Here is a 25219-nt window from a genome sequence, read left to right on the forward strand (position 1 = left end):
CTCATCTTGACGCCTGGTCGCCCAGCTCCCGGCAAACCGGCACCGGGGGCGTGGACATCTGTGGCGGTTGTCCGCCGGCCGCCACGCACACCGTCGCGGCGGCCAGTCGGCTCGATGCCAGAACACTCTTCGCGGCGCTCCCCGCCCCACCGGCGAAGCTGAACACCCCCGGCATGTTGTCGATCGCGCGTAGCCGCAGCCCGCCCTCATCGGCAAAACTGTCCACGCCCGCGGCCGACCACCGCGGCGACGGCAGCCGCCCGTCGAGGCCGAGAACGGCGCGGGCGACCTCCGAAACCCGATCCAGGTACGCCGGGTCGGGGCGGGCGTCCCCCGGAGCTGCTCCCCACGCCGAGGTGGCGACACCGAGCAGCACGGACCCGGCTCCATAGGACCGGCCGTACAACGTGGACAGGTCATCGACGAGGCAACCGAAGTCGGGTCGCGCCAGCGGGTACACGCCGTACTGGATTCGTCGGGTGCGCAGCGACACGGGAACCAGTGCGCCGGTCCACGCGCCGGCCGCGACCACCACCATGTCGTGATGCCGGACGATGCCGCCCATCGTCACGGCTGGCCCGGCCTCGACCGAGTCGACCGCCTCGTGGCGTACCCGAACACCCAATTCGGTGGCCCGAGTGACGGCGTAGTGGCGCAGCGCATCCGGACGGATGTGCCCCGCGTACTGCTCGACGACCGCGAACGTGCCCTCCGGCCGGGGGGCGAGGCCGAGGGCCCGCGCCACCTGTCCGGCTGGCACCAGCCGGGCGGAGCCGCTGAGCGCGCCGTCCAACAGGGCGAGCTGGCGGTCCGGATCGACCTCCGGGCGCAGGAAATAGTAGGAGGGCGACTCCTGGTATCCGCTTGCCTGGGCCAGCGCGGGGTCGCGGCGGAGCTCGGCGAGGCTCTCAACCGCCAGCCGACACTCGTCGAGGTTCGTCTCGAAGCCCCGGACCAGTCCACCGGAGGCGACAGTGGCATCTCGGCCGCGCGTCGCCGCGCCCAGGTACAGCTCGATGCGGGGCCCCCCGATCTGCTCGGCGAGCCGCAGCGCGAGCAGGGAACCGGCCAGGCCCCCGCCGATGACGGCCACTGGAGTCCGCATCGGATCAGGCTCGGCGGGCATGCGGGCCGCACTGTGGACGCCCTGCGGCCCGCCGGTCGAGCCCGCGCATGATCACTCCGACTCCACAAGTGGGGGAAAGGTGCCGCTGTGGCAACTGTGGTTGCAGACAATAGAGATCAGTCGACATTCCGACAACCGATCAGGAAGCCCTGGTGCAGGGCGCGCAGGGCGACCATCCACGCCTTCACCACGCCCGTCTCCATCGAACGGGTTGATCCGGTTGGCTTGCGGGCGTTCAAATGTCGCTTGTCGGCTGTCAAACCTCGACGTTCGGTCGCGCTTCCTCCACCGGGGGCGCGGCGTTGGCGATGCGGTCGTCCGGGCTCGGCTGAACGGCCACCAGGACCACCGCGGCGGCCGTCAGCACCGCCGACGCACCGATGGTGACGGTGTAGCTGTGCTGCAGGTCAGCGAGAATCGCCCCGACCTGGCTCGTCGCTGCCACGGCGAGCATGTGGACTGCCCAGAGCACCCCGAGCGCGGTGCCGCGCACTCCGGGCGGCAGGACCCGGGTCGCCCACACCGTCGTGGCGACCACGGTGGCCAGATAGCTCACGCCGAAGACCGCGCCGAAGGCGATGACGGTGGCCGGGGAGTTGACGAACAGCAGCATGACCATGGCGGTGGCGCGCATCGCGTAGGCGCCGATCAGCGTGGCCCGCGTCCAGCCGAGGTCACACAGTCGTCCGGCGGCCAGCGCGCCGATGATTTCCAGCGCGCCCAGCACCGCCACCGCCGAGGCGCCGACCGAATCCGAGATGCCGTGGTCGTGCAGGTGCGGGAAGAAGTGCACGTCGATGAAGGCCATGGTGGTTCCACAGCCGATGAAGGCCAGCACCAGCGCGCGCATCTGCGGGTGGCGGAACGTCGTGGCCGTCGCGCTCCAGAACGACACCCTCGGTGCCACCCTGGCCGGCTGCCGGCTGACGGACAGGCGTACCAACGCCAGGGACAGGGGCAGCAGTACGACGAGGAAGACCACACCGATGGCGAACAGCACCTGGTTCCAGGACATGGTGTTGTCCAGGTAGGTCCACAGGGGAACCAGCACCATGAACCCCACCGCCGCCCCGTTGGTCAGCAGCGCGTAGAACAGGCCGCTGTTGCGCCCCTGGAACAGCTGGTCGGCCAGCACGCCCAGCGGCACGAAGGAGAGCATCGTGACCGCGACGGCACCGACCACGCCGTAGGTGAGGACGAACATCCACAACTCGGTGGCCATGGCACTGAGCAGCAACACGATGCCGTTCAGGGCGGTGCCGATCGCCAGCACCGGGATCGCGCCGATCCGGTCGGCGAGGTGCCCGATCACCGATGATGTCACCGCGGTGATCACAGCGAACAGGGTGGTCGCGATCGCCAGACTGCCGCGGCTGACGTCGAAGCCGTCCGCGATGTTCAGGAAGAAGACCTGGACAGTGCTTTTCAACGAGGAACCGGCGAGCGAGATCAAGAAACTGGCAGCCGCTGCGAAGGCCGCAAAGGCCGTGCCCACTTTGGCGGTCCTGGTCATTGGGTAGCCTCTGCTTAGGAGAGTGCCGATCTACAGGCACGATTGCCGAGACATCCTGGCATGAGCGTCAACCCCTGACCAGGGTCGGGTCTGGACCGACGACCGCGGCGGATCTCAGCGATGCTCGTCGGTGGTGCCCAGCACGGCGTCGATGAGGCTGTACATCTCCTCGTCGGAGGCGACGTCGAGATCGGCGGAGACGTCGAGATCGGGGGAGACGGCGAGACCCTCGGTGCCGCGCCATCGGCGGAGAAGCCCCTCCAGCGCGGCCGTTATCTCCGTACGCGCGTCCTCTGCGGCCGTGGTCGCGCCCAGGGCCTCCTCCAGGTCGCGCAACCGGTCGAGGACCGGACGACTGGACGGCACCCGCAGCGCACGCAGGCGGTCGCTGAGATGGCCGGCGAGTTCGACCGGGGTCGGGTGCTCGTAGACGACGGTCGCGGCCAGGCTCAGGCCGGTGTCGGCGCTGAGCCGGTTGCGCAGCTGGATCGTGGCGAGGGAGTCCATGCCCAACTGCTTGAACGGCTCGCCCGGCGGAACGTCGGCGGCGGGGTGCCCGGAGACGGCCGAGACCTGGGTGACCACGCGCCCGAGCAGGAACTCCCGGAGGTCCTCGTCCGGCAGCGCGAGCACCTCGGCGGGCAGCGGGTCGGGGCGGCCGGGCTCCGCGCCGGTGGTCAGCTCGGCGAGCAGGCCACGGGGACGCCGACCGAAGCGGTTCCAGTCGACCTCGGCGACCACGCTGCAGCCAGACACGCAGCGCTCCAGCGCGTCCAGGGCCTCCTGCGGCGCCAACGCGGTGAGACCGTCGAGGTGCGGGGAGCGGCCCGCCCCGGCGTCGAACATGCCGGGACCGGCCCACGGTCCCCAGGCGACCGAGGAGGCGGGCAGGCCCAGGTCGCGCCGGTGCAGGGCGAGAGCGTCCAGCGCGGCGTTGGCGGCAGCGTAGGCGCCCTGACCGGCCGATCCGACCACCCCGGCGAGCGAGGAGAACAGCACGAAACGCTCGAGCGGCAGGGCGCGGGTTAGCTCGTGCAGGTGCCAGGCGGCACCGGTCTTGGGCGCCCAGACGTCCGCCATCCGTTGCGGGGTCAGGGCTGCGGCGGGGGCGTCGTCGAGGATGCCGGCAGCGTGCACGACCGCGGTCAGCGGCGCATCGCCGGGCACCGACGCGATCAGCCGGGACAGGGCGGCCCGGTCGGTGACGTCGCAGGCGGCGATGTGTGCGTCCGCTCCCAGCGCGACCAGGTCGGCGCGCAGGTCCTCCGCGCCCGGCGTGGCGGCGCCGCGGCGGCCGGCGAGCAGCAGGCGGCCGGCGCCGCGCCGGGCCAGCCACCGGGCGACCTGCGCGCCCAGGCCGCCGAGTCCGCCCGTCACCAGGACGGTCCCGTGCGGACGCCAGGGCTGCGGCTCCCGCACCGGTGCGCGGCGCAGGCGCGGGACGAGGACGTCGTCGCCGCGGATCGCGATCTCGTCCTCGCCACCGGGATCGAGCAGGACATCGGCCACCAGAGACCAGCGGTCCTGCTCCGGCAGATCGAGCAGGCCGCCCCAGACGTACGGTGTCTCGAGCGCGATCGTGCGGCCCAGCCCCCACACGGCGGCCTGCGCGGGCCGGCGGATCCGGTCGCCGGGGCCGGTCGAGACGGCGCCCCGGGTCAGGTTCCAGACCGGCGCGCCCAGCCCGGTGGCGTCGACGGCGTTGAGCAGGTCGAGCGTGGCGGTCGCGGCCCGGGGCAGCCCGGCGTCGTCCCGGTCGTCCAGCGCGAGCAGCGAGACGATCCCGGCCGGTGTCCCCTGGTGCTGCCGCGGATCGGTGCACTGCCGCACCTGCACGCCGCGCTCGGTCAGGGCCCGGCGAAGGTCTGCGGCGTCGTGCTCGCCGACGATCAGCCAGGTCCCGCCGTGCGCGGGACGCCCGGGTGCGGGCCGGGGCTGCCAGGTGACGTCGTAGCGCACCGGGTCGACAGGCGGGTGCTCCACGTCGCGCAGCCAGTAACGCTGCCGCTGAAAGGCGTACGGCGGCAGGTCGACCAGTGTGCCGCCGGCGGTCAGCGGTGACCAGTCGACGGGGACGCCGCGTACGTGCAGGCCGGCCAGCGCGGTCAGGAAGCCGTCCGGCTCGGTCTCGCGCAGGCAGGTGATCGGCTCGTCCGCGTCCGGCAGGGCCGCGGACACCAGGGTGGACAGCGTGTGTCCCGGCCCGGCCTCGACGAACGCGCGGACCCCGGCCCGCGCGAGCCGCTCCAGTGCGTCGCCGAAGCGCACCGTGTCGCGGGCCTGCCGCGTCCAGTACTCCGGCGTGCACAGCTGCCCGGCCGCGACCGGCTCGCCGGTGACCGCGGAGATGATCGGCGTGGCGGGCGGCGAGAACGTCAAGCCGGTCAGCACCTCGTGGAACGGTTCGAGGATCTCGTCGAGGTGGTGCGAGTGGAAGGCGCGGTCGGTGCGCAGCACGGTGGCCCGCAGCCCTCGTACGCAGTCGTGGACGGCCTGCTCGTCGCCGGAGAGCACCACGGCGGCGGGCCCGTTCACGGCCGCGATCGCGACCTCGTGCTCGCGGCCCCGGATCAGCTCCCGCGCCTCGTCCTCGGAGATTGTCAGGGCGACCATCGCTCCGGCGTGGCCGACCTGGCGCATCAGCCTGCCCCGGGCGACGACCAGCGCGCAGGCGTCGGCCGTCGAGAGGACCCCTGCGGCGTACGCGGCGGTGACCTCCCCGACGGAGTGACCGACGAGGAAGTCCGGGCGTACGCCGAAGCTGGTCAGCAGGCGGTGCAGCGCCGCCTCGACCGCGAAGATCGCGGGCTGGGCGTAGTCGGTGCGGCTCAGCAGCTCGGGGCCCAGGTCGGTGAGTGACCGGCCGAGCAGGGGCTCCAGCTCGGCATTCAGTTCGTCGAAGGCCTGCGCGTACGCGGGCATCGTTTCGTGGAGACGGCGGCCCATCCCGGGCCACGCCGTTCCCTGGCCGGGGAAGAGGAAGGCGGTCGGGACCTCGCCCGACGCGTGCCCGGTGAGGCAGACGCCGCCGAGAAGGACGCTGCGGTGCGGGTGGTGGGCGCGCCGGGAGAGCGTGTACGCCACGTCCACGAGGCGAGGAGCGTCGGCCACGTGGTCGAGCAGCCGGGCGGTCTGCGCGGCCAGGGCGGCCGGCGTGGTGCCCGACACCGGGAGCGGCACGACCGGGGCCGTGGTGGCCGCCGCCGGGGGCTCGGCGGGTTCGGGCTGTTCCAGGATCAGGTGCGCGTTGGTGCCACTGATCCCGAACGCGCTGACCGCGGCGCGCCGGGGCCGGCCGGTCTCGGGCCAGGGGGTGGGCGAGGTGAGCAGGGCCAACGGCGTGTCGTCCCAGTCGACGTGCGGGGTGGGCGCGGTGAGCCTGGGCTGCGCCGGAAGTTCTCCGTGGCGCATCGCCAGGATCATCTTGACGATGCCGGTGACGCCCGCGGCGGCCTGGGTGTGCCCGAGGTTGGCCTTGATCGAGCCGACATGGAACGGTCGTTCCCGCCCGGCGCCGTACGTGGCGGCCAGGGCCTGCGCCTCGATCGGGTCGCCGAGCGTGGTACCCGTGCCGTGCGCCTCGACCACGTCGACGTCGTCGGCGTTCAGCCCGGCCCCGGCGAGCGTGGCCCGGATCAGCCGCTCCTGGGCGTCGCGGCTGGGCGCGGTGAGACCGTTGGAGGGCCCGTCCTGGTTGACGGCGGTGCCGCGGACGACGGCGAGCACCCGGTGGCCGTTGGCGCGGGCCCGCGACAGCGTCTCGACGACGAGGACGGCTGCCCCCTCGCCCCATGCGGTGCCGTCGGCGTCCGCGGAGAACGGTTTGGCGTGGCCGTCGGGGGCGAGGCCGTGCTGCTGGGAGAACTCGACGAACCGGGTGGGCGTGGACATGACGGTCGCCCCGGCCACGATCGCGAGGCTGCTCTCGCGCTCGCGCAGCGACCGGGCGGCCAGGTGCAGCGCGACCAGGGAGGACGAGCACGCCGTGTCGACGGTCATGGCCGGCCCGTGCAGGCCGAGCAGGTAGGCGAGCCGACCGGAGGCGACGCTCGGGGTATTGGCGACCGAGGCATGCCCTACCAGGTCGTCGGGGATGTCGGTGACCAGCGAGGTGTAGTCGCCGGCGATCAGCCCGGTGAAGATGCCGGTGTCGGAGCCGCGCAGCGCGTGCGGGTCCACGCCGGCGTCCTCCAGGGCGTGCCAGGTGGTTTCCAGCAGGACCCGGTGCTGCGGGTCCATGATCAGCGCGTCGCGCGGCGAGATGCCGAAGAACGAAGCGTCGAACGCGGTGGCGTCGCCCAGGAACCCACCCCGTCGCACGTACGTCTTCCCGGGGGCCGGCGAAGGCGCGTAGAGTGCGTCGGTCGCCCAGCCCCGGTCGGCGGGGAAGCCGGTGATCACGTCTCGGCCCTCGGTGAGCAGGCGCCACAGCTCGGCGGGCGTGCCGATGCCGGGGTAGCGGCAGGCCATACCGACGATCACGACCGGGTCGTCGGTGTCCGCGGCAGGCCGGGCCGCCGGTTCGCCGTCGGCGGGCCGGGCGGGTGTCCGGCCGGCCAGGAAGGCGACCAGCGCGGCCGGTGTGGGCCGGTCGAAGACCAGGGTGGCCGGCAGCCGCAGTCCGGTGGCGGCGCTCAGCCGGTTGCGCAGTTCGAGGCCGGTGAGCGAGTCGAAGCCCAGGTCGCGGAAGGTGCGGTCCTCCTCGATGTGGTCGGCCGAGCCGTGCCCGAGCACCGCGGCCGCGGTCGACAGGACCAGGTCGGTCAGCGTCTGCCGGTCGCGCGGGGCGGGGTCCGCCGCGCCGGTGGGCGCTGCCGCCGGTGTACGGCGGGACGGGCCGGCGAACACGGTGGGGTCGAGTCGGGCGGGGATCAGGTGCGCGACGTCGCGGGCGAGCGCCAGGTCGAACGCCGCGAGGCCCTGTTCGCGGCCGAGCGGGGAGAGGCCGTACCGGGCCAGCCGGGCCCGGCCGGCGTCGCCGAGGTGGCCGGCCATGCCGGTGTCGAGTTCCCAGAGCCCCCAGGACAGCGAGGTCGCCGTGAGGCCGCGGGCACGGCGGTGGTGGGCGAGCGCGTCGAGGAACGAGTTCGCGGCGGCGTAATTGGCCTGCCCGGGCGTGCCGATCGTGCCGGCCACCGAGGAGAAGAGCACGAACGCGTCGAGGTCGAGGTGCTCGGTGAGCCGGTGCAGGTGCCACGCTCCGTCGACCTTGGGCCGCAGCACGGTGTCGAGCCGGGTCGCGTCCAGCGAGTCGAGGGTGCCGTCGTCGAGGGCCCCGGCGGCGTGCACGACGGCGGTCAGCGGGTGTTCGGGGTCGAAGGAGCCGAGCAGCGCGGCGACCGCGTCGGGGTCGGCCACGTCGCAGGCGGCGACGCGCGTCCGGGCGCCGAGCGCGGCCAGCTCGTCCGCGATCGGGGCGCCGCGCCCGCTGCGCCCGGTCAGGACCAGGTGGCGTACGCCGTGCTCGGTGACCAAATGGCGGGCGACGAGCGCGCCCAGCGTGCCGGTGCCCCCGGTGATCAGCACGGTTCCGTCGGGGTTCCACGCCCACGCCGCCGTCGTGGGTGGGGTGGCGGAGCGGGTCAGTCGGGGGACGAGCAGCCGCGAGCCGCGTAGGGCGACCTGGGGTTCGCCGGTGCCGGCCGCCACGCGCAGATCCTCGGGGCCGGTCGGCCGGTCGGTGTCGACGAGCACGATTCGGCCCGGGTTCTCGGTCTGCGCCGAGCGCACCAGGCCCCGGACCGCCGACTGCGCCAGGTCGGCGTGCCGGGTGACCACGACCAGGGTCGTGTCCGAGTGGGCCGGGTCGGCCAGGGTGCGCTGCAACCACTCCAGGACGCCGCCGGTCGCCGCGCGCACCGCGGCGGGGACGTCCGGTGTGCTGTCGGGGCAGACGTACGCCACGACCTCGGCCGGTTCGCCGGCCCTCACCTCGACCCAGTCGACCTGCCAGAGCAGCCGGTCGGGCGACCCGCGCCGCAGCGGGCGCAGCGTGAGCGCGTCGACCGAGGCCACGGGCCGGCCGCCGAAGTCGGTGGCGTGCAACCGGATCGCGCCGCCGCCCGCGTCGGCGAGGTGCACCCGCAGGCCGGTCGCGCCGGTGGCGTGCAGCGCGACGCCGCTCCACGAGTACGGCAGGCGGATCTCGTCGTGGTCGTCCGCGACCAGCAGGGGATGCAGGGCGGCGTCGAGCAGGGCGGGATGCAGCCCGTACCCGGCGGCGTCGGCTTGCAGCGGTTCCGGGAGGACGATCTCGGCGTACAGGTCGGTGCCGGATCGCCAGAGCGCCCGCAGGCCCCGGAAGGCGGGCCCGTACTCGTAGCCGGTCGCGGCCAGGCGCTCGTAGGCGCCGCCGAGGTCGACCCGTTCGACGTCCGCGGGCGGCCACGCGAACGGCGCGGCCGGGGCCACCCCGCCGGTCAGCCAGCCGCTCGCATGCCGGACCCAGGTGCCGCCGTCCTCGGCGTACACGGTGACCGGGCGGCGTGGCTCCGACGCGGCCCCGCCGACACTGACCTGGATCCGCGCGCCGGCACCCTCGGCCAGGACCAGCGGCGCGTGCAGGACCAGCTCCTCGACCTGCGGGCGGCCGACCCGCTGCCCGATGTGCAGGGCGAGCTCCACGAACGTCGTCCCGGAGAGCAGCACGTCGCCGCCGACGCCATGGTCGGCCAGCCACGGCCGGCCGGTCGCCGACAGGACGCCGGTGAGCAGCAGCCCGCCGTCGTCGGCGCGCGGCAGCTCGGCACCGAGCAGCGGATGCTCGCCGGGCACCAGGCCCAGGGCGCGGGCGTCGGCCGCCGCGGTGTCGGGCAGCATCCAGAAGCGTTCGGTCTGGAACGCGTACGTGGGCAGGCCGACACGCCCGCGGGCACCCGCCGCCAGGGCCGGCTCCCAGCGCACGCCGAGGCCGATCACGTATGCCTCGGCGATCGAGGTCAGCAGCCGGTCGAGGCCGCCGTCGTCGCGGCGCAGCGTGCCGAGCGCGGTCCCGGGCCGGTCGCCCTCGTCGAGGATCTCCTGGACGTCCATGGTCAGCACCGCGCGCGGGCTCGCCTCGACGAACGTGCGGTGGCCGGCGGCGTGCAGGGCCCTGATCGCGCCCTCGAATTCGACGGTGTGCCGCAGGTTGCGGTACCAGTACTCGGCGTCGAGGCCGGCCGTGTCGATGATCCCGCCGGTGAGCGTGGAGTGGAACGGCACGTCCGAGGTGCGCGGCCGGATCCCGGCGAGCTCGGTGAGCAGGCGCTCGCGCAGCCGTTCCACCTGGACCGAGTGCGAGGCGTAGTCCACGGGCAGCCGGGACAGCCGTACGTCTTCGGCCGCGAGCTGCTCGCCCAGCGCGTCCAGCGCGTCCGGGTCGCCGGAGAGCACCGTCGACCGGGGACCGTTGACCGCCGCGACCGAGATCCGCCCCTGCCAGGGCCGCAGGTGCCGCTCGGCGTCGGCGCGCGGGAGCTGGACCGACATCATGCCGCCGCGACCCGACAGCGCGCGGATCGCCCTGGCCCGCAGGCAGACCACCCGGGCACCGTCCGAGAGCGAGAGTGCCCCGGCGACGCAGGCCGCCGCGATCTCCCCCTGCGAGTGCCCCACCACCGCGACCGGCTCGACGCCGAAGGAACGCCACACCGCGGCCAGCGACACCATCACCGCCCACAGCGCCGGCTGCACGACGTCGACGTGGCGCAGCGCCGCCGCGTCGCCCAGCACGCCGGGCAGCGACCAGTCCACGAACGGAGCCACGGCCCGCCCGCACTCGCGCATCGACGCCGCGAACACCGGCGAGGACTCCAGCAGCCGCACGGCCATGCCGGTCCACTGGGTGCCCTGGCCCGGGAAGACCAGGACCGGCCGGTGTCCCGCGCGGGCCCGCCCGGTGCTCACGCCCGAGGCCGGCTGCCCGCAGGCCACCGCGTCGAGGCCGCGCAGCAGCTCGTCGCGGCCGGCGCCGACCACGACCGCCCGGTGCTCGTGCGCGTGGCGGTGCGCGGTCAGGGCCCGGGCCAGATCGGCGAGGTCGGTCTCCGGTTCGTCGTGCAGCAGGTCGCGCAGCCGGGCGGCCTGCGCCCGCAACGCCCGCGGGGACCGGCCGGACACCACCCAGGGCAGCGCGGTGGGCGGTTCCGGGCGGCGTCCGGGCACCGGCTCCGGGGCGGGTTCCTCCAGCAGTACGTGCGCATTGGTGCCGCTGATGCCGAAGGAGGAGACGCCCGCCCGGCGCGGGCGGCCGGTCCGCGGCCACGTGCTGGTGGCGTCGAGCAGGCGTACGCCCGAGTCGTCCCAGTCGACGTGCCCGGTCGGGCGGTCCAGGTGCAGCAGGCCCGGCAGGACCCCGTGCCGTAGGGCCTGGACCATCTTGATGACGCCGCCGACGCCGGCCGCCGCCTGCGCGTGCCCGATGTTCGCCTTGAGCGAGCCGAGCAGCAGCGGCCGTCCGTCCGGCCGGTCCCGCCCGTACGTGGCGATCAGCGACCGCGCCTCGATGGGGTCGCCGAGCGGTGTGCCGGTGCCGTGCGCCTCCACCGCGTCGATGTCGCCGGGTGCCAGGCCGGCGTCGGCGAGCGCCTCCCGGATCACCTGCTCCTGGGCCGGGCCGCTGGGCGCGGAGAGGCCGTTGGAGGCGCCGTCCTGGTTCACGGCGCTGCCGCGCACGACCGCCCACACCCGGTGGCCGTGGCGGCGGGCGTCGGAGAGGCGTTCGAGCACGAGCAGGCCGACGCCCTCGGCCCAGGCGGTGCCGTCCGCACCGGCCGCGAACGACTTGCACCGCCCGTCGGGGGCGAGCCCGCGCAGCCGGGAGAACTCCACGAACATCTCCGGCGTGGACATCACCGAGACGCCGCCGGCCAGGGCGAGCGTGCACTCGCCGCGACGCAGCGACTGGGCGGCCAGGTGCAGGGCGACCAGCGAGGACGAGCACGCCGTGTCCACGGTGACGGCGGGGCCGCGCAGGCCGAACACGTACGACAGGCGCCCGGAGACCACGCTGGAGGTGTTGCCCGTGACGAGGTGGCCCTCGAGTCCGGCGGGCACGGTGTGCACCCGGGGCGCGTAGTCGTGGTGCATGACGCCGGCGAAGACGGCGGTGCGGCTCTCGCGTACGGTCGCCGGGTCGATGCCGGCGTGCTCGAACGCCTCCCAGGCGGTGGTCAGCAGCAGCCGCTGCTGCGGGTCGGTGGTGAGCGCCTCGCGCGGCGAGATTCCGAAGAACGCGGCGTCGAACTCGGCGGCGTCGTAGAGGAAACCGCCGCGGCGGGTCAGCGAGGTGCCGGGCCGGTCGGGTCCGGCACCGAACAGCGCGTCGAGGTCCCAGCCACGGTCGGCGGGGAACTCGCCGATCGCGTCGTCGCCCGACTCGGCCAGCCACCACAGCTCGTCGGGGCCGGTGACGCCACCGGGGTAGCGGCAAGCCATGCCCACGATGACGACCGGGTCGTCCGCGTCGGCCGACCCGGCCACCGGCGCGGGCACGGGGACGGACACGGCGAACAGGTGACGGGTCAGCGCGGCCGGGGTGGGGTGGTCGAAGACCGCCGTGCCGGGCAGCGCGGTGCCCGTGCGCACACGGACCCGGTCCAGCAGTTCCGCGGCCATCAGCGAGTCGAGACCCAGGTCGGCGAACGTGCGCTCAGGTTCCACGGCCGTCGCGTCGGGATGGCCGAGCACCTCGGCGACCTCCTCCACGACCAGGTCCCCGAGGGCCACCGCGGGCCGCGTCGTTCGCGGGACCGGCCGCGCGGTCAGCCAGTGGGGCTCGCGCTGGAACGCGTACGTCGGCAGCCGCAGTCGTGCGGCCCCGCCGAGCACCTTGGCCCAGTCCACCGGCACGCCGTGCGCGTGCAGCGTGCCGAGCGCGCCGAGCAGCGTCGCCGGTTCGGGCCGCTTGCGGCGCAGCACGGCGGTCACGGCCGGCGCAGGCCCGTCGCCGGCGGCCAGACACTCGCGGGCCGCGGCGGCCAGGCCCGCGCCGGGCCCGAGCTCGACGAGGACGGCGGCGTCCAGGGCGCGCATCGCGGCCAGGAACCGTACGGGCTCCCGAGCCTGCCGCACCCAGTAACCCGGGTCGGTCATCTCGGCGGGGCCGACGGGCTCGCCGGTGAGCGTCGACACGATCGGCAGCCGCGGCGGGTGCAGGGCCACCGCCGCCAGGACCTCACCGTAACGCTCCAGCATCGGGTCCAGGTCGCGCGAGTGCAGCGCCCGGTTCACCCGCAGCGCCGTGGTCTTGCGCCCCCGGCGAGCGAGCAACTCGGCCGCGTGGGCGAGCGCGTCGGCATCGCCGCTGATCACGGTGGCCGCCGGCCCGTTGACGGCGGCCAGCCCGATCCGGCCGTCGTAGCCGGACAGCAGTTCGAGGATCTCCTCCGCGGGGGCGCGTACGGTCAGCATCGCGCCGGTCGCCGGCAGCGCCTGCATGAGCTCGCCCCGGGCGGCCACCACGGCCGCCGCGTCGGGCATGTCGAGCACACCGGCGACGGTCGCGGCGGCGAGCTCGCCGATCGAGTGCCCGGCGAGCGCTGCGGCCGCCACGCCGTACGAGGTGACCAGGCGGTGGACCGCCACCTCCAGCGCGAACAGCGCCGGCTGGGTGTAGCGGGTCTCGTCCAGCAGGGCGGCCTGCGGCGTGCCGGCCGAGGCGAACACGATCTCGCGCAGCGGTACGCCGAGGCGGGCGTCCAGGTGCCGGCAGACCTCGTCGAAGGCGTCCCGGAACACCCGGTGCTCGCGGTACAGCGCCCGGCCCATCCCCGGATACTGGCTGCCCTGCCCGGAGAAGAGGAACGCGGCGGTCGCGCCGGGCGTGGCCACGCCCCGGGAGATCTCCGGGCCGCCGCGCCCGGCCGCGAGCCGGTCCAGCCCCGCGAGCAGACCCGGCTCGTCGGCCGCGGTGAGCACCGCGCGATGCCGCAAGGACGTCCGCGCACCGGCCAGCGTGCGGGCCACCGCCAGGAGGTCGGTGCGGGGCCGGTCGGCCAGGTACGTCCGCAGCCGCGCCGCCTGATCCGCCAGCGCGGCACCGGTGTGGCCGGAGAGCAGGAACGCGGCCCGCGCCGGGTCGGGTTCCGACGAGGGCGCCGCGGCGACGTGTTCGGCGAGCACCACGTGGCAGTTCGTGCCGCCCATCCCGAACGAGCTGACCGCGGCGATCCGTGGCCCGTCCGCCGTCCACGGCGCCGACTCGGTCACGACCCGCAGCCGCAGCTCGTCGAGGGGTATCCGCGGGTGCGGCGCCGTGAAGTGCAGGGCGGCGGGCAGCTCGCGGTGCCGGATCGCCAGGGCGGTCTTGATCAGGCCGCAGATGCCGGCCGCGCCCTCCAGGTGGCCGAGGTTGGTCTTGACCGAGCCGACCGGCAGCGGGCGGCGGGGGTCGCGGACCGCGCCCAGGACCGCGCCGAGCGCGGCGGCCTCGACCGGGTCACCGACGGGCGTGCCGGTGCCGTGCAGCTCGACGTAGCCCACGCTCGCCGGGTCGGCACCGGCGTCGCGGTACGCGTCGCGCAGTAGCTGCGCCTGCGCCGCCTCGCTGGGCACGGTCAGGCCTGCGCCGCCGCCGTCGTTGTTCAGCGCCGACCCCTTGACGACGCAGTACACCGGGTCGCCGTCGCGCAGCGCCGCCGCCAGGGGCTTGAGCACGACGATGCCGCCGCCCTCGCCCCGCACGAAGCCGTCGGCGCCCGCGTCGAAGGTGCGGCAGCGGCCGCCGGGGGACAGGCCGCCGAACAGGGCGGTCTCCTCGTCGCTCGCCGCGAGCAGGTTGAGGTTCACGCCCCCGGCCAGTGCCACGTCGGATTCGCCCGAGCGCAGGCTGCGGCAGGCCAGGTGAACGGCGGCGAGGGAGGAAGACTGCCCGGTGTCGACGGTCAGGCTCGGGCCGCGCAGGCCGTACAGGTAGGAGATCCGGTTGGCGATCAGGCTGCGCTGCAGGCCGGTGAAGGAGTGCTGGGCGGCGGTGTCCTCGCCGAGCTGCTGGGCCAGCCGGGCGTAGTCGTCGCGCATCGCACCGACGAAGACCCCGGCCCGGCCGCCGCGCAGGGTCGCCGGGACGATCCCGGCGTCCTCCAGGGCCTCCCAGCTCAGCTCCAGGGCGAGTCGCTGCTGCGGGTCCATGACGGCCGCCTCGCGCGGAGAAATCCCGAAGAACGCGGCGTCGAAGCCGTCGACCGCGGGCAAGAACGAGCCAACCCGGGGCCGCTCGCCAGGCCCGGCGTCGGTCCAGCGGTCCGGGGGCGCCCCGGTGACGGCGTCCACCCGGTCGCGCAGCAGCCGCCAGAACTGCTCCGGCCCATCGGCGTCGGCGAACCGGCAGGCCATCCCGACGATCGCGACGTCCTCGCGCATCACAGGACCTCGGCCAGCCAGTCGTGGACCGCACGGGCGGCCGCCTCGGCCTGCTCGGAGAGCATGTTCAGGTGGTTGCCGGGCAGCGTCACCACGCGGTTGCAGGGCGGCCGGAACCGGGCCTGCGGCGCGGGCGCGGGACGTCCGGGCAGCGCGTCAGCCGCGGCCACGTGCAGGATCGGGGCGGCTATCCCGCCGGGCCGCCAGTCGGCGAACAGGCTCTGGTAGGCGCCCATCGCGCCGAGCTGGGTGTCCAGGGCGCGGTCGGCGCCGCCCGCCCCGGCCGGCCAGCGGCGCGCCTGCTCGCGCATGAAGCCGCCGCGCAGCTCGTCGGTTCCCGAGGCGTACGGGTAGTAGTCGAAGAGTACGAGCGCGGCGGCCGGACGTCCGGCGGCCTCCAGGTGCGCGGCGAGTTCGTGCGCGAGCCACCCGCCCGACGAGTAGCCCACCAGCACGACCCGGTCCAGCTCGCCGTTGTCCAGCAGGGCCCGCGCCTGCGCCCGCACCAGGGCGTCCAGGTCGGCCGGCACCCGCTCACCGGGCTCGAAGCCCGGCGGCCGCACCATCCACAACGGACGGGGCTGCGGCATCGCGGCGGCGAAGAACCCGTAGGCGACGTCGGTCATCGGGGCGATCGGCGCTGTCGTGCAGACCAGCGCCGCGCCCGTGCCGTCCGCCATCCGGTACATCGGCGCGGCGGTCCCGGCCTCGAAGGTGGGGCGCAGGCTGCCCGCCGTACGGATCAGGTCCATGGCCACGGCGGTGCGGCCCTCGCGGACACCGACGAGGTAGAGCGCGCTGAGCGTGCCGTCGCCCGCGTCCGCGTCGGCGGGTGCGTCGAGCGCGGCGGGCCCGGCCTCGGGCAGCCGGGTGCCGAGGAACTCGGCGAGGTCGGTGACGGTCGGGTAGTTGAGGATGTCGGCCAGCTGCAGCTCGGCGCCGGTCGCGGCGCCCAGCCGGTTGCGCAGGTCCACCGCGTTGAGCGACTCGAAGCCCAGGTCGCGGAACGTGTCGTCGCGCGGGACGGCCCCGGGCGAGGCGTATCGCAGCACCACGGCGACGTGCTCGGCGATCAGGTCGGCGAGAGCGTCGTCGCGTTCGCCCGGCGTCAGCGTGGCCAGGCGGCGCAGCAGGGCACCGGCGGTCTCCTCCGCTCCATCGTCGTCCGCCGGGCGGCCGTCCATCCGGGGCAGCGCCGAGTTCAGCCAGTACCGTTCCCGCTGGAACGCGTAGCCCGGCAGGTCGATCCGGCGCCCACCCGTGCCGGCGAGCACGGTCGGCCAGTCGACGGCCACGCCCGACACGTGCGCCTCGGCCAGCGTGGCCATCCACCGGTCGAGGTCGCCCTCGTCGCGGCGCAGCGTGCCCAGGGCCGCGGCGGAGGCCCCGACCGCGTCGAGCGTCTCGCGGACGGCCGGCAGGAGCACCGGGTGCGGGCTGACCTCGATCAGCTTCAGGTTGCCGCCGTCCAGCAGCGTGCCGACCGCCCGGTCGAACCGAACCGGCTCACGCAGATTGCGGTACCAGTAGGCGGCGTCCAGCGGCATCGCCGCCGTGTCGTGCCAGTCACCGGTGACCCCGGAGACGTAGGGCACGGTCGCAGCCTCGGCCCGGATCCCGGCCAGCCCTTCGAGGAGCCGGTCGCGGACCGACTCCACCTGGTAGGAATGGGCGGCGTACCCGATCGGCAGCCGCCGGGTGCGCACACCCCGGCGCGCGCACCCGGCGAGCAGCGCGGCCAACTCCTCGAGGTCACCGGAGACCACCGTGGATCGGGGCCCGTTGACGGCGGCGATCTCGAGGCGGCGCGACAGCAGGCCGCCGGTCTCGTCGGGGGACAGGCCCACCGAGGCCATCCCGCCCAGCCCGCTCAGTTCGGTGAACAGCCGGCTGCGCAGCGCTGACACCCGCATGGCGTCGGGCAGCGTCAACGCACCGGCCAGCCACGCCGCGGCGATCTCCCCCTGCGAGTGCCCGGTGACGGCGGTGGGCCGCACACCGCAGGAGCTCCACATCTGGGCCAGTCCGGCCATCATCGCGAGCAGTGTGGGTTGCAGCACGTCGGGCCGCTGCTGAGGCGGTGTGCCGTTCTCGCCGCGCAGCACCGCGCCCAGCGACCAGTCGACCACTTCGGACAGCGCGTCCTCGCACGCCGCGATCGTCTCTCGGAACACCCGTGAGGTCCGCAGCAGCTCCCGCCCCATGCCCGGCCACTCGCTGCCCTGCCCGGGAAAGAGGAACGCGACACCGCCGTCCGCACCGGCGTGCCCGAGGACGACCCGCGGCGAGGGCGTCCCTTCGGCCAGGGCGTCGAGGCCGGCAAAGCCGTCCCCGCGGTCGCTCAGCACGACGGCCCGGTGCGGGTGGTGGGTGCGTCGGCAGAGAACGTACGCGACGTCGGCAGCGCCCGCCTCTGCCGTCAACCCGTCGAGGTGCCCACGCAGGCTGCGCGCCTGAGCGGCCAACGCCGCCGCACTGGTGGCCGACAGCGTGAGCGGCAGCGCCGCCGGCACATCGTCCTCCTCACCGCCGGCGGACCCCGCCGGAGTGTCCGCCTCGCCGGGGGTGGGCGGCTCCTCCAGGATCAGGTGGGCGTTGGTGCCGCTCATGCCGAAGGCGCTGACCGCCATGCGCCGGGGCCGGCCGCCCGTCTCGGGCCAGGGGGTGGCCTCCGCCAGGGGGCGCAGGGCCGTCTTCTCCCAGTCGACGTGCGGCGTGGGCCGGGAAAAGCCGGCGATCGGGGGCAGCAGGCCGTGCCGCAGCGCCAGGACCGTCTTGACGACGCTGGCGATGCCGGCCGCCGCCTGGGTGTGCCCGAGGTTGCCCTTGTTGGAACCAAGATGGAACGCGCGTTCTCTGCGAGAGCCGTACGTGGCCGCGAGCGCCTGCGCCTCGATCGGATCGCCGAGCGTGGTGCCGGTGCCGTGCGTCTCCACCGCATCGACGTCGTCCCCGGTGAGCCCGGCCCGTTCGAGGGTCTCCCGGATGAGTTGCTCCTGAGCGTGCCGGTTCGGTGCGGTGAGCCCGTTCGACGGCCCGTCGTGATTGACCCCCGACCCGCGCAGCACGGCCAGCACCCGGTGACCCAGGGTGCGGGCCCGCGACAGCTTCTCCAGGACGACCACCGCCGCGCCCTCGCCCCACGCCGTGCCGTCGGCGTCGGCGGAGAACGGTTTGATCAGGCCGTCCGGGGCCAGTGCCCGCTGCTGGGAGAACTCGATGAACCGGGCCGGGGTGGCGGTGACCGCAGCCCCGCCGGCGAGCGCGAGCCCGCACTCGCCCCGATGCAGGGACTGGGCCGCCAGGTGCACGGCCACCAGCGACGATGAGCAGGCGGTGTCGACGCTCAGCGCCGGCCCGTGGACGCCGAGCAGATAGGCGATGCGGCCCGAGGCGACGCTCACCGCGTTGTTGATTGAGATCTGGCCGATCAGGTCGGGCGGGATCTCGGCCAGATTGGTGGTGTAGTCGCCGGCCGAGACCCCGGCGAACACGCCCGTGTCGGTGCCGCGCAGCGCGGCCGGGTCGACTCCGGCGTCCTCGAGGGCGTGCCAGGCGGTCTCGAGCAGGATCCGGTGCTGCGGGTCCATCACGATCGCCTCACGCGGAGCGATACCGAAGAAGGCCGCGTCGAACCCGGTCGCGGTGTCCACGAAGCCGCCGACGCGGACGTACGTCGTGCCGGGCGCCGGCGCCTGCGGGTTCGGGTCGTAGACGGTGGCGGTGTCCCAGCCGCGGTCGGCCGGGAAGTCGGTGATCGCGTGCTTGCCCTGCGAGAGCAGCTCCCACAGGGCGTCGGGGGTGTCCACGCCGCCGGGGAAGCGGCAGGCCATGCCGACGACCACCACCGGGTCGGTGTCCGGGCGCAGGGCCTCGCGCAGCCGGGCCCGGGTGTCGTACAGCTCGGTGGTGACGCGCCTGAGGTATTCGGCGAGTTTCGTTTCCTGGGACATGCGAACGACACCTCTCAGCCGAATTCACGGTCCACGAAGTCGAACAGTTCCTCCACGGTGGTCGTCGGGCGCAGCGCCGCCCGGTCGTCGTCGCCGGGCGTCAGCACGTCCAGCAGCGCCCGCAGCCGGGTACGCACCTTGCCGCGCGACTCGTCGTCCAGGCCGGCAGCGCCGGCCTCCAGGGCCGCCAGCCCGTCCAGTACCGACGGGGCGGGCGCCGGTTCGGCGGGCGCCGCGGCGGTCCGCGTGAGCTCGGCGTCGAGGTGCTCGATCAGGGCGAGCGGCGTCGGCTGGTCGAAGGCGAGGGTGGCGGGCAGCTCCAGTCCGGTCGCGCCGCCGATCCGGTTGCGCAGCTCCACCGAGGTGAGCGAGTCGAAGCCCAGGTCGTGGAAGGGCAGTTCGACGGTGACCTCGTCGGCCGAGGCATAGCCGAGCACTGCGGCCACGTGAATGCGGACGAGTTCGCGCAGCCGCCCGCGCCGCCGCGCCGGGGCGAGTGCCCCCAGGGCCTCGGCCGACACCGCCGACGCGGACCGGGGCCGGACCGCGCGGCGCCGCCCGGACCGCCCGGCGAGTTCGCGCAGCATCGCCGGGACGTCGTGCTCGTCGAGCCCGGCGACCGTCGTCAGGTCGAGGCGCATCGGGGCGAGCAGCACCCGGTCGCTGGCCCGCGCCGCGTCCCACAGGTCCAGGCCCTGCTCGGTGGTCAGGCCGAGCATGCCGCCGCGGCCCAGCCGGGCCCAGTCGGCGGCGCCGAGCCCGCCCGCCATGCCCGCACCCGAGGGGTCGTCGCCGTCGGGCGCCCACGGCCCCCAGGCCAGCGACGTCGCGGGCAGCCCCGCGGCGCGTCGCTCGGTCATGAGCGCGTCCAGGAACGAGTTGGCTGCGGCGTACGCGCCCTGCCCGGCCGCGCCGAGCAACCCGGCCGCGGAGGAGAAGCACACGAACTCGGCCGGAGGCGCGTCGCGGGTCAGCTCGTGCAGGTGCCAGGCGCCGTCGACCTTGGGGCGCAGCACCCGCTCCAGCTGCTCGCCGGTGATCGAGCCGAGCACCCCGTCGGCCAGCACGCCCGCGGCGTGCACGACGGCGCCCAGCGGGTGCTCCGGCACGACGGAGTCCAGCACGCGCCGGACGTCCTCGCGGGAGCCGATGTCGCCGGCGACCACCGACACCGTGGCCCCGGCCGCGGTCAGCTCGGCGACCAGCGCGTCGGTTCCGGGCGCGTCCGAGCCGCGCCGGCTGAACAGCAGTAGCCGCCGGGCACCGCCGCGGGCCAGGTGCCGGGCCAGGTCGTGGCCCAGCCGGCCGGAGGCGCCCGTGATCAGTACCGTGTCCTCGGGCCGGGCCGTTCGCGGCACGGTGAGCACGACCTTGCCGACGTGCCGGGCCTGGCTGACGAAGCGCAGCGCCTCCGGCGCCCGTCGGATGTCCCAGTCGCGTCGCGGCGGCAGGTGCAGCACACCCCGCTCGAAGAGGGCGAACAGTACGGCGCTCATGCCGGCGATCCGGTCCGGACCGGCGGACTCGACCAGGTCGAACGCCTGGTACGCGATGCCCCGGCCGGCGAGTTCCGCGGGGTCGCGCGGGTCGGCCTTGCCGATCTCCACGAACCGTCCGCCGGGGGCGAGCAGCCGCAGCGAGGCGTCCAGGAACTCGCCGGTGAGCGAGTTGAGTACGACGTCCACGCCGCGTCCCCCGGTGCTCGCGCGGAAGTGCTGCTCGAAGTCGGTGGTGCGGCTGGAGGCGAGGTGGTCGTCGTCGAGTCCGAGGTCGCGCAGCACCGCCCACTTGCCGGCGCTGGCCGTGGCGAACACCTCGGCGCCCAGGTGACGGGCGAGCTGGATCGCCGCGATGCCCACGCCCCCGGCCCCGGAGTGGACGAGCACGGTCTCGCCGGCCCGCAGGCGGGCCAGGTCGGCGAGACCGTGGTACGCGGTGAGCCAGGCGATCGGCAGGGCCGCGGCGTCCTCGAAGGACCAGCCTGGCGGCATCGGCGCGACCAGGCGTTCGTCGGTGACCGCGACCGCCCCGAACGCGCCGCCGAACACGCCCGTCACCCGGTCGCCGGGGCGTACCCGGGTCACCTCGGGGCCCACCTCCCGCACCGTGCCCGCGGCCTCGGCGCCCGGTATCGCGGACCCGGGGTACATGCCCAGGGTGATCAGCACGTCGCGGAAGTTCACGCCGGCGGCCCGCACCTCGACGCGTACCTCGCGGTCGCCGAGCGGCTCCAGGGCCTCGGGGAACGGCACGAGCGCGAGGTCGTCGAGGGTGCCCGCGCCGGACGCCGCGAGCCGCCAGGCCGCCTCTTCGGGCACGCTCAGCAGGCCGTCGGCGTCGGCCGGTCGCAGCACGGGCACGAGCACCCGGCCGTCGCGCACCGCGACCTGCGGGGCGCCCGTGGTCAGCGCCAGGGCTACTGCGGTGCCCTCCGGAGTGTGCTCGTCGACGTCGACCAGCACGATCCGGCCGGGGTTCTCGGCCTGCGCGGCGCGCGCCAGGCCGAGCGCGGGCGCCGCGATCAGGCCGGCCGTCTCGCCGGGCCCGGCGGCGACCGCGCCGCGGGTCAGCACCGCCAGCCGCGTGCCGGCGTGGCGTGCGTCGGCGAGCCATCCGGCCAGGTCGCCGGTCACCCGCTCGACGGTGGCGCGGACCAGGGCGGGAACGTCGTCGCCCTCCTCGGCCACCACGCGGTACACCTCGGCCTGCGCATCGACGGACCCGGTGGCCTCGACCCAGTCGAGGCCGAGCAGGGTCCGGTCGCCGCGGCGGCCGGACGGCGCCGACAGGCGGGCCGGGATCGGCCGCCAGACCAGGTTCTCCACGGTCGCCACCGGCAGGCCGACGTCGTCGGCGAGGGTCAGCTTCACCTGCCCGTCGGTGCCGCGCACCCGGACCCGCAGCTTGGCCGGGCCGGGCCGGTGCAGGGTGAACCCCGACCAGGTGAACGGCATGACGCCCGTGCCGGTGTCGACCGGCCGCAGGTACGGGCCGAGCCCGACGGTCTGCAGCGCCGCGTCCAGCAGCGCCGGGTGGATGCGGTAGTGGCCGGCCTCGCGCTCGTGCTCGGCGGGCAGGGCGACCTCGCCGTACACCTCGGTGTCGCCGCCGGGCAGCTCGCGCAGCCAGACCCGGCCCATCCCGCGGAACGCGCCGGTGTAGTCCCAGCCGTCGGCCAGGTCGGGCCGCTCGTAGATGCCGCCGCCGATCGTCGGCACCAGGCCGGGCGGCGGCCATGAGGTCAGCTCCGGCTCGCCGGGGGAGCCGCCGGGCGCGAGCAGGCCTGCGGCGTGCTGCTGCCAGGGGCCGTCATCGTCGGGGCGGGAGAACACGCGTACGGTGCGGGTGCCCGTGTCGTCGGGGGCGCCGACCTGGATCTGGATCCGGACGCCGCCGTCCTCGGGCGGTAGCAGCGGCGCCTGCAGGGTCAGCTCGCGCAGCACCTCGCACCCGGTCAGCTCGCCGGCGTGCAGGGCCATCTCGACGAACGCGGTCGCGGGCAGGATCAGGGTGTCGTGCACGCGGTGCCCCGCCAGCCACGGGTGCTCGGCCAGCGAGAGCCGCCCGGTCAGGACGCGACCGTCGCCGTCGGCGAGGTCAACCACCGCACCCAGGAACGGGTGCGTGGAGCGCCCGAGCCCGGCGGCGGCGACATCGGCGGCGCCGGCCGGCGCGGACAGCCAGTAGTGCTCGTGCTGGAACGGGTAGGTGGGCAGGGCCACGGCGCGGGGAGCGGCCGGGGCGAACACCGCGCGCCAGTCCACGGCGGCCCCGTGCGCCCACGCCGTCGCCAGCGCCCGCAGCACCGACTCGTCGTCGTCGTGCCCCTTGCGCAGCGTGGGCACGGCGACCGCCTGCTCGACCAGCGGGCTGAGCACCGCGTCGGGGCCGAGTTCGAGCAGTACGTCGACGCCCTTGGCGAGCACGGCGCTGAGCCCGTCGCGGAAGCGGACCGTGCGGCGTACCTGCTGGGCCCAGTACGCGGGTGAGGTGAGCTGCCCGGCGGTGGCGAGGCGGCCGGTCACGTTGGAGACGATCGGGATCCGGGGCTCGTGCGCGGTCAGACCCGCCACGACGGCCTCGAACCCGGCGAGCATCGGCTCCATCAGGGGGGAGTGGAAGGCGTGGCTGACCCGCAGCCGCCGGGTGCGCCGTCCCGCACCGGCCCAGAGGCTCTCCAGACGTTCGATCTCGGCGAGCTCGCCGGACACCACGACGGCGTCGGCCGCGTTGACGGCCGCGATGGCGACCCGGTCGCCGCGCCCTTCCAGTGCGGGCAGGACGTCGTGCTCGGGCGCGCGTACGGAAAGCATGGCGCCGCCCTCGGGCAGCGCGGCCATCAGCCGTCCCCGTGCGGCGACCAGCCGGCAGGCGTCGGCGAGCGACCACACCCCGGCGACGTGGGCCGCCGCGATCTCCCCGATCGAGTGCCCGAGCAGGACGCGCGGTCGCAGGCCCCAGCCCTCGTAGATTCGGAACAGCGCGACCTCGACCGCGAACAGGGCGGCCTGGGCGTGATCCGTACGGTCGAGCAGGCCGCCGTCGGGCGCCGCGAGAATCTCGCGCAGCGGGGTTTCCAGGTGTTTGTCGAGCTCGGTGCAGATCTCATCGAAGACCGGGTTCTCCTTGGCCAGCGCCAGGGCCATGCCCGGGCGCTGCGAGCCCTGGCCGGTGAAGAGCATCCCGACGCGCCCGGCCGTGGCGACACCGGTCACGACCTCGGGGCCCGGTTCCCCGCCGGCCAGGCCGTGCAGCCCGTTCAGCAGGCTGTCGCGGTCGCGGCCGAGCAGGACCGCCCGGTGCCGGAACGCCGACCTGGCGGTGGCCAGCGAGGCTCCGAGGTCGGCCGGCTCGGTGCGCCCGGCGACGTCGAGCAGCCCGGCGGCCTGCGCGGGAAGTGCCCGCTCGGTCTTGGCCGAGACCGGCCAGGCGAGCACGGGCAGCGTGCCGGCCTCCACCTCGTGCTCGTGCTCGTCCTCGGGCGCCTCCTCGAGGATCAGGTGGGCGTTGGTGCCGCTGATCCCGAACGAGGACACCGCGGCGCGGCGCGGCCCGTGTCCGCGCTCCCACTCGACCGGCTCGGTGAGCAGCGCGACCGCACCCCGCCAGTCGACCTTCGCGGTGGGCTCGTCCACGTGCAGCGTCCGAGGCAGGCGCCGGTGCCGCATCGCCATGATCATTTTGAGGACGCCGGCCACGCCGGCGGCGGCCTGGCTGTGCCCGATGTTCGACTTCACCGAGCCGAGGCGCAGGGGGCGCTGCGGTGCCCGGTCGCGGCCGTACGTGGCCACCAGCGCCTCGCCCTCGATCGGGTCGCCCAGCGCCGTGCCCGTGCCGTGCGCCTCCACCGCGTCCACGTCGCGCGGCGACAACCCGGCGTCGGCCAGCGCCGCGCCGATCACCCGCCGCTGCGCCTCGCCGTTGGGTGCCGACAGGCCGTTGCTGCGGCCGTCCTGGTTGACCGCCGAGCCGCGCAGCGTCGCCAGCACCCGGTGCCCGTTGCGGCGCGCGTCGGAGAGGCGTTCCAGCAGCACGACCCCGGCGCCCTCGGCCCAGATCGTGCCGTCCGCGCCGGCCGCGAACGACCGGCAGCGGGCGGTCCGCGAGATGACGCCCTGCCCGCAGAACTCCACGAAGCTCCGCGAGGTGCTCAGGATCGTCACCCCGGCCGCCACCGCCAGCGAGCACTCCCGGACGCGCAGCGCCAGCGCCGCCTGGTGGATCGCGACCAGCGACGACGAGCACGCCGTGTCCACGGTGACCGAGGGGCCGGTGAAGTCGAAGAAGTACGACACCCGGCCCGACACCACGCTGGCGATGTTGCCGATGATGCCGTGGGGCGAGTACGGCGACGCCTTCCACAGGGTGTCGTAGTCGTGCCCGGTCACCCCGCAGAAGACGCCGGTGTCGCTGTCGCGGAGCGTCTCGGGGTCGATGCCTGCGGACTCCAGGGCCTCCCAGACGACCTCCAGCAGGACACGCTGCTGCGGGTCCATCACCAGCGCCTCGCGCGGCGAGATGCCGAAGAAGCCCGCATCGAACGCGCCGGCGTCGATGAAGCCGCCCTCGCGCACGTACGAGCGCCCCTCCTGCCCGGCCTGAGGGTCTGGGTCGTACAGCGCCTCGACGTCCCAGTGGCGGTCGCCGGGGAACTCGCCGATCGCGTCGCGGCCCGCGTCGACCAGGTCCCACAGGTCCTGCGCCGAGCGCACCCCGCCCGGGAACCGGCAGCCGGTGCCGACCACCACGACCGGGTCGTCGGCGCGCTCCTCGCCCCGGCGCAGC

Annotated in this window: 5 protein-coding genes and 1 pseudogene; all 6 read right to left on the reverse strand. The window is 75.0% G+C overall.

Annotated elements, in window-relative coordinates; translation table 11 throughout:
• Nucleotide 1: 1 nt before the first annotated feature.
• Entirely contained in the window at nt 2–1105 is a 1104-nt protein-coding gene (locus tag ACH4T9_RS29385; protein WP_396674443.1) for an FAD-dependent oxidoreductase, read from the reverse strand.
• A gap of 137 nt (nt 1106–1242) precedes the next feature.
• The gene (locus tag ACH4T9_RS29390; protein ID WP_396674444.1) at nt 1243–1386 is read right to left on the reverse strand and encodes a hypothetical protein; all 144 of its coding nucleotides are present in this window, start codon (nt 1384–1386) and stop codon (nt 1243–1245) included.
• Entirely contained in the window at nt 1383–2555 is a 1173-nt protein-coding gene (locus tag ACH4T9_RS29395; RefSeq protein ID WP_396674446.1) for an MFS transporter, read from the reverse strand. Before ACH4T9_RS29395 ends, ACH4T9_RS29390 begins: the two co-directional genes overlap by 4 nt.
• A gap of 198 nt (nt 2556–2753) precedes the next feature.
• The gene (locus ACH4T9_RS29400; RefSeq protein WP_396674447.1) at nt 2754–14981 is read right to left on the reverse strand and encodes an SDR family NAD(P)-dependent oxidoreductase; all 12228 of its coding nucleotides are present in this window, start codon (nt 14979–14981) and stop codon (nt 2754–2756) included.
• A complete protein-coding gene (locus tag ACH4T9_RS29405) occupies nt 14981–18934 on the reverse strand; it encodes a type I polyketide synthase (protein WP_396674449.1) in 3954 nt (1317 codons plus the stop codon). The genes ACH4T9_RS29400 and ACH4T9_RS29405 overlap by 1 nt, the downstream gene beginning before the upstream one ends.
• A 248-nt stretch (nt 18935–19182) precedes the next feature.
• A pseudogene (locus tag ACH4T9_RS29410) lies at nt 19183–25191 on the reverse strand (type I polyketide synthase); the annotation flags it as partial.
• Between the last annotated feature and the right edge of the window lie 28 nt (nt 25192–25219).

Source organism: Micromonospora sp. NPDC020750 (assembly GCF_044334565.1).
GTDB lineage: Bacteria > Actinomycetota > Actinomycetes > Mycobacteriales > Micromonosporaceae > Micromonospora.

Excerpts from the sequence above, each read along its gene's own strand:
- ACH4T9_RS29400 (WP_396674447.1), bottom strand. The coding sequence starts at position 14,981 with ATGCGCGAGGACGTCGCGATCGTCGGGATGGCCTGCCGGTTCGCCGAC.
- ACH4T9_RS29405 (WP_396674449.1), bottom strand. The coding sequence starts at position 18,934 with ATGTCCCAGGAAACGAAACTCGCCGAATACCTCAGGCGCGTCACCACC.
- ACH4T9_RS29385 (WP_396674443.1), bottom strand. The coding sequence starts at position 1,105 with ATGCGGACTCCAGTGGCCGTCATCGGCGGGGGCCTGGCCGGTTCCCTG.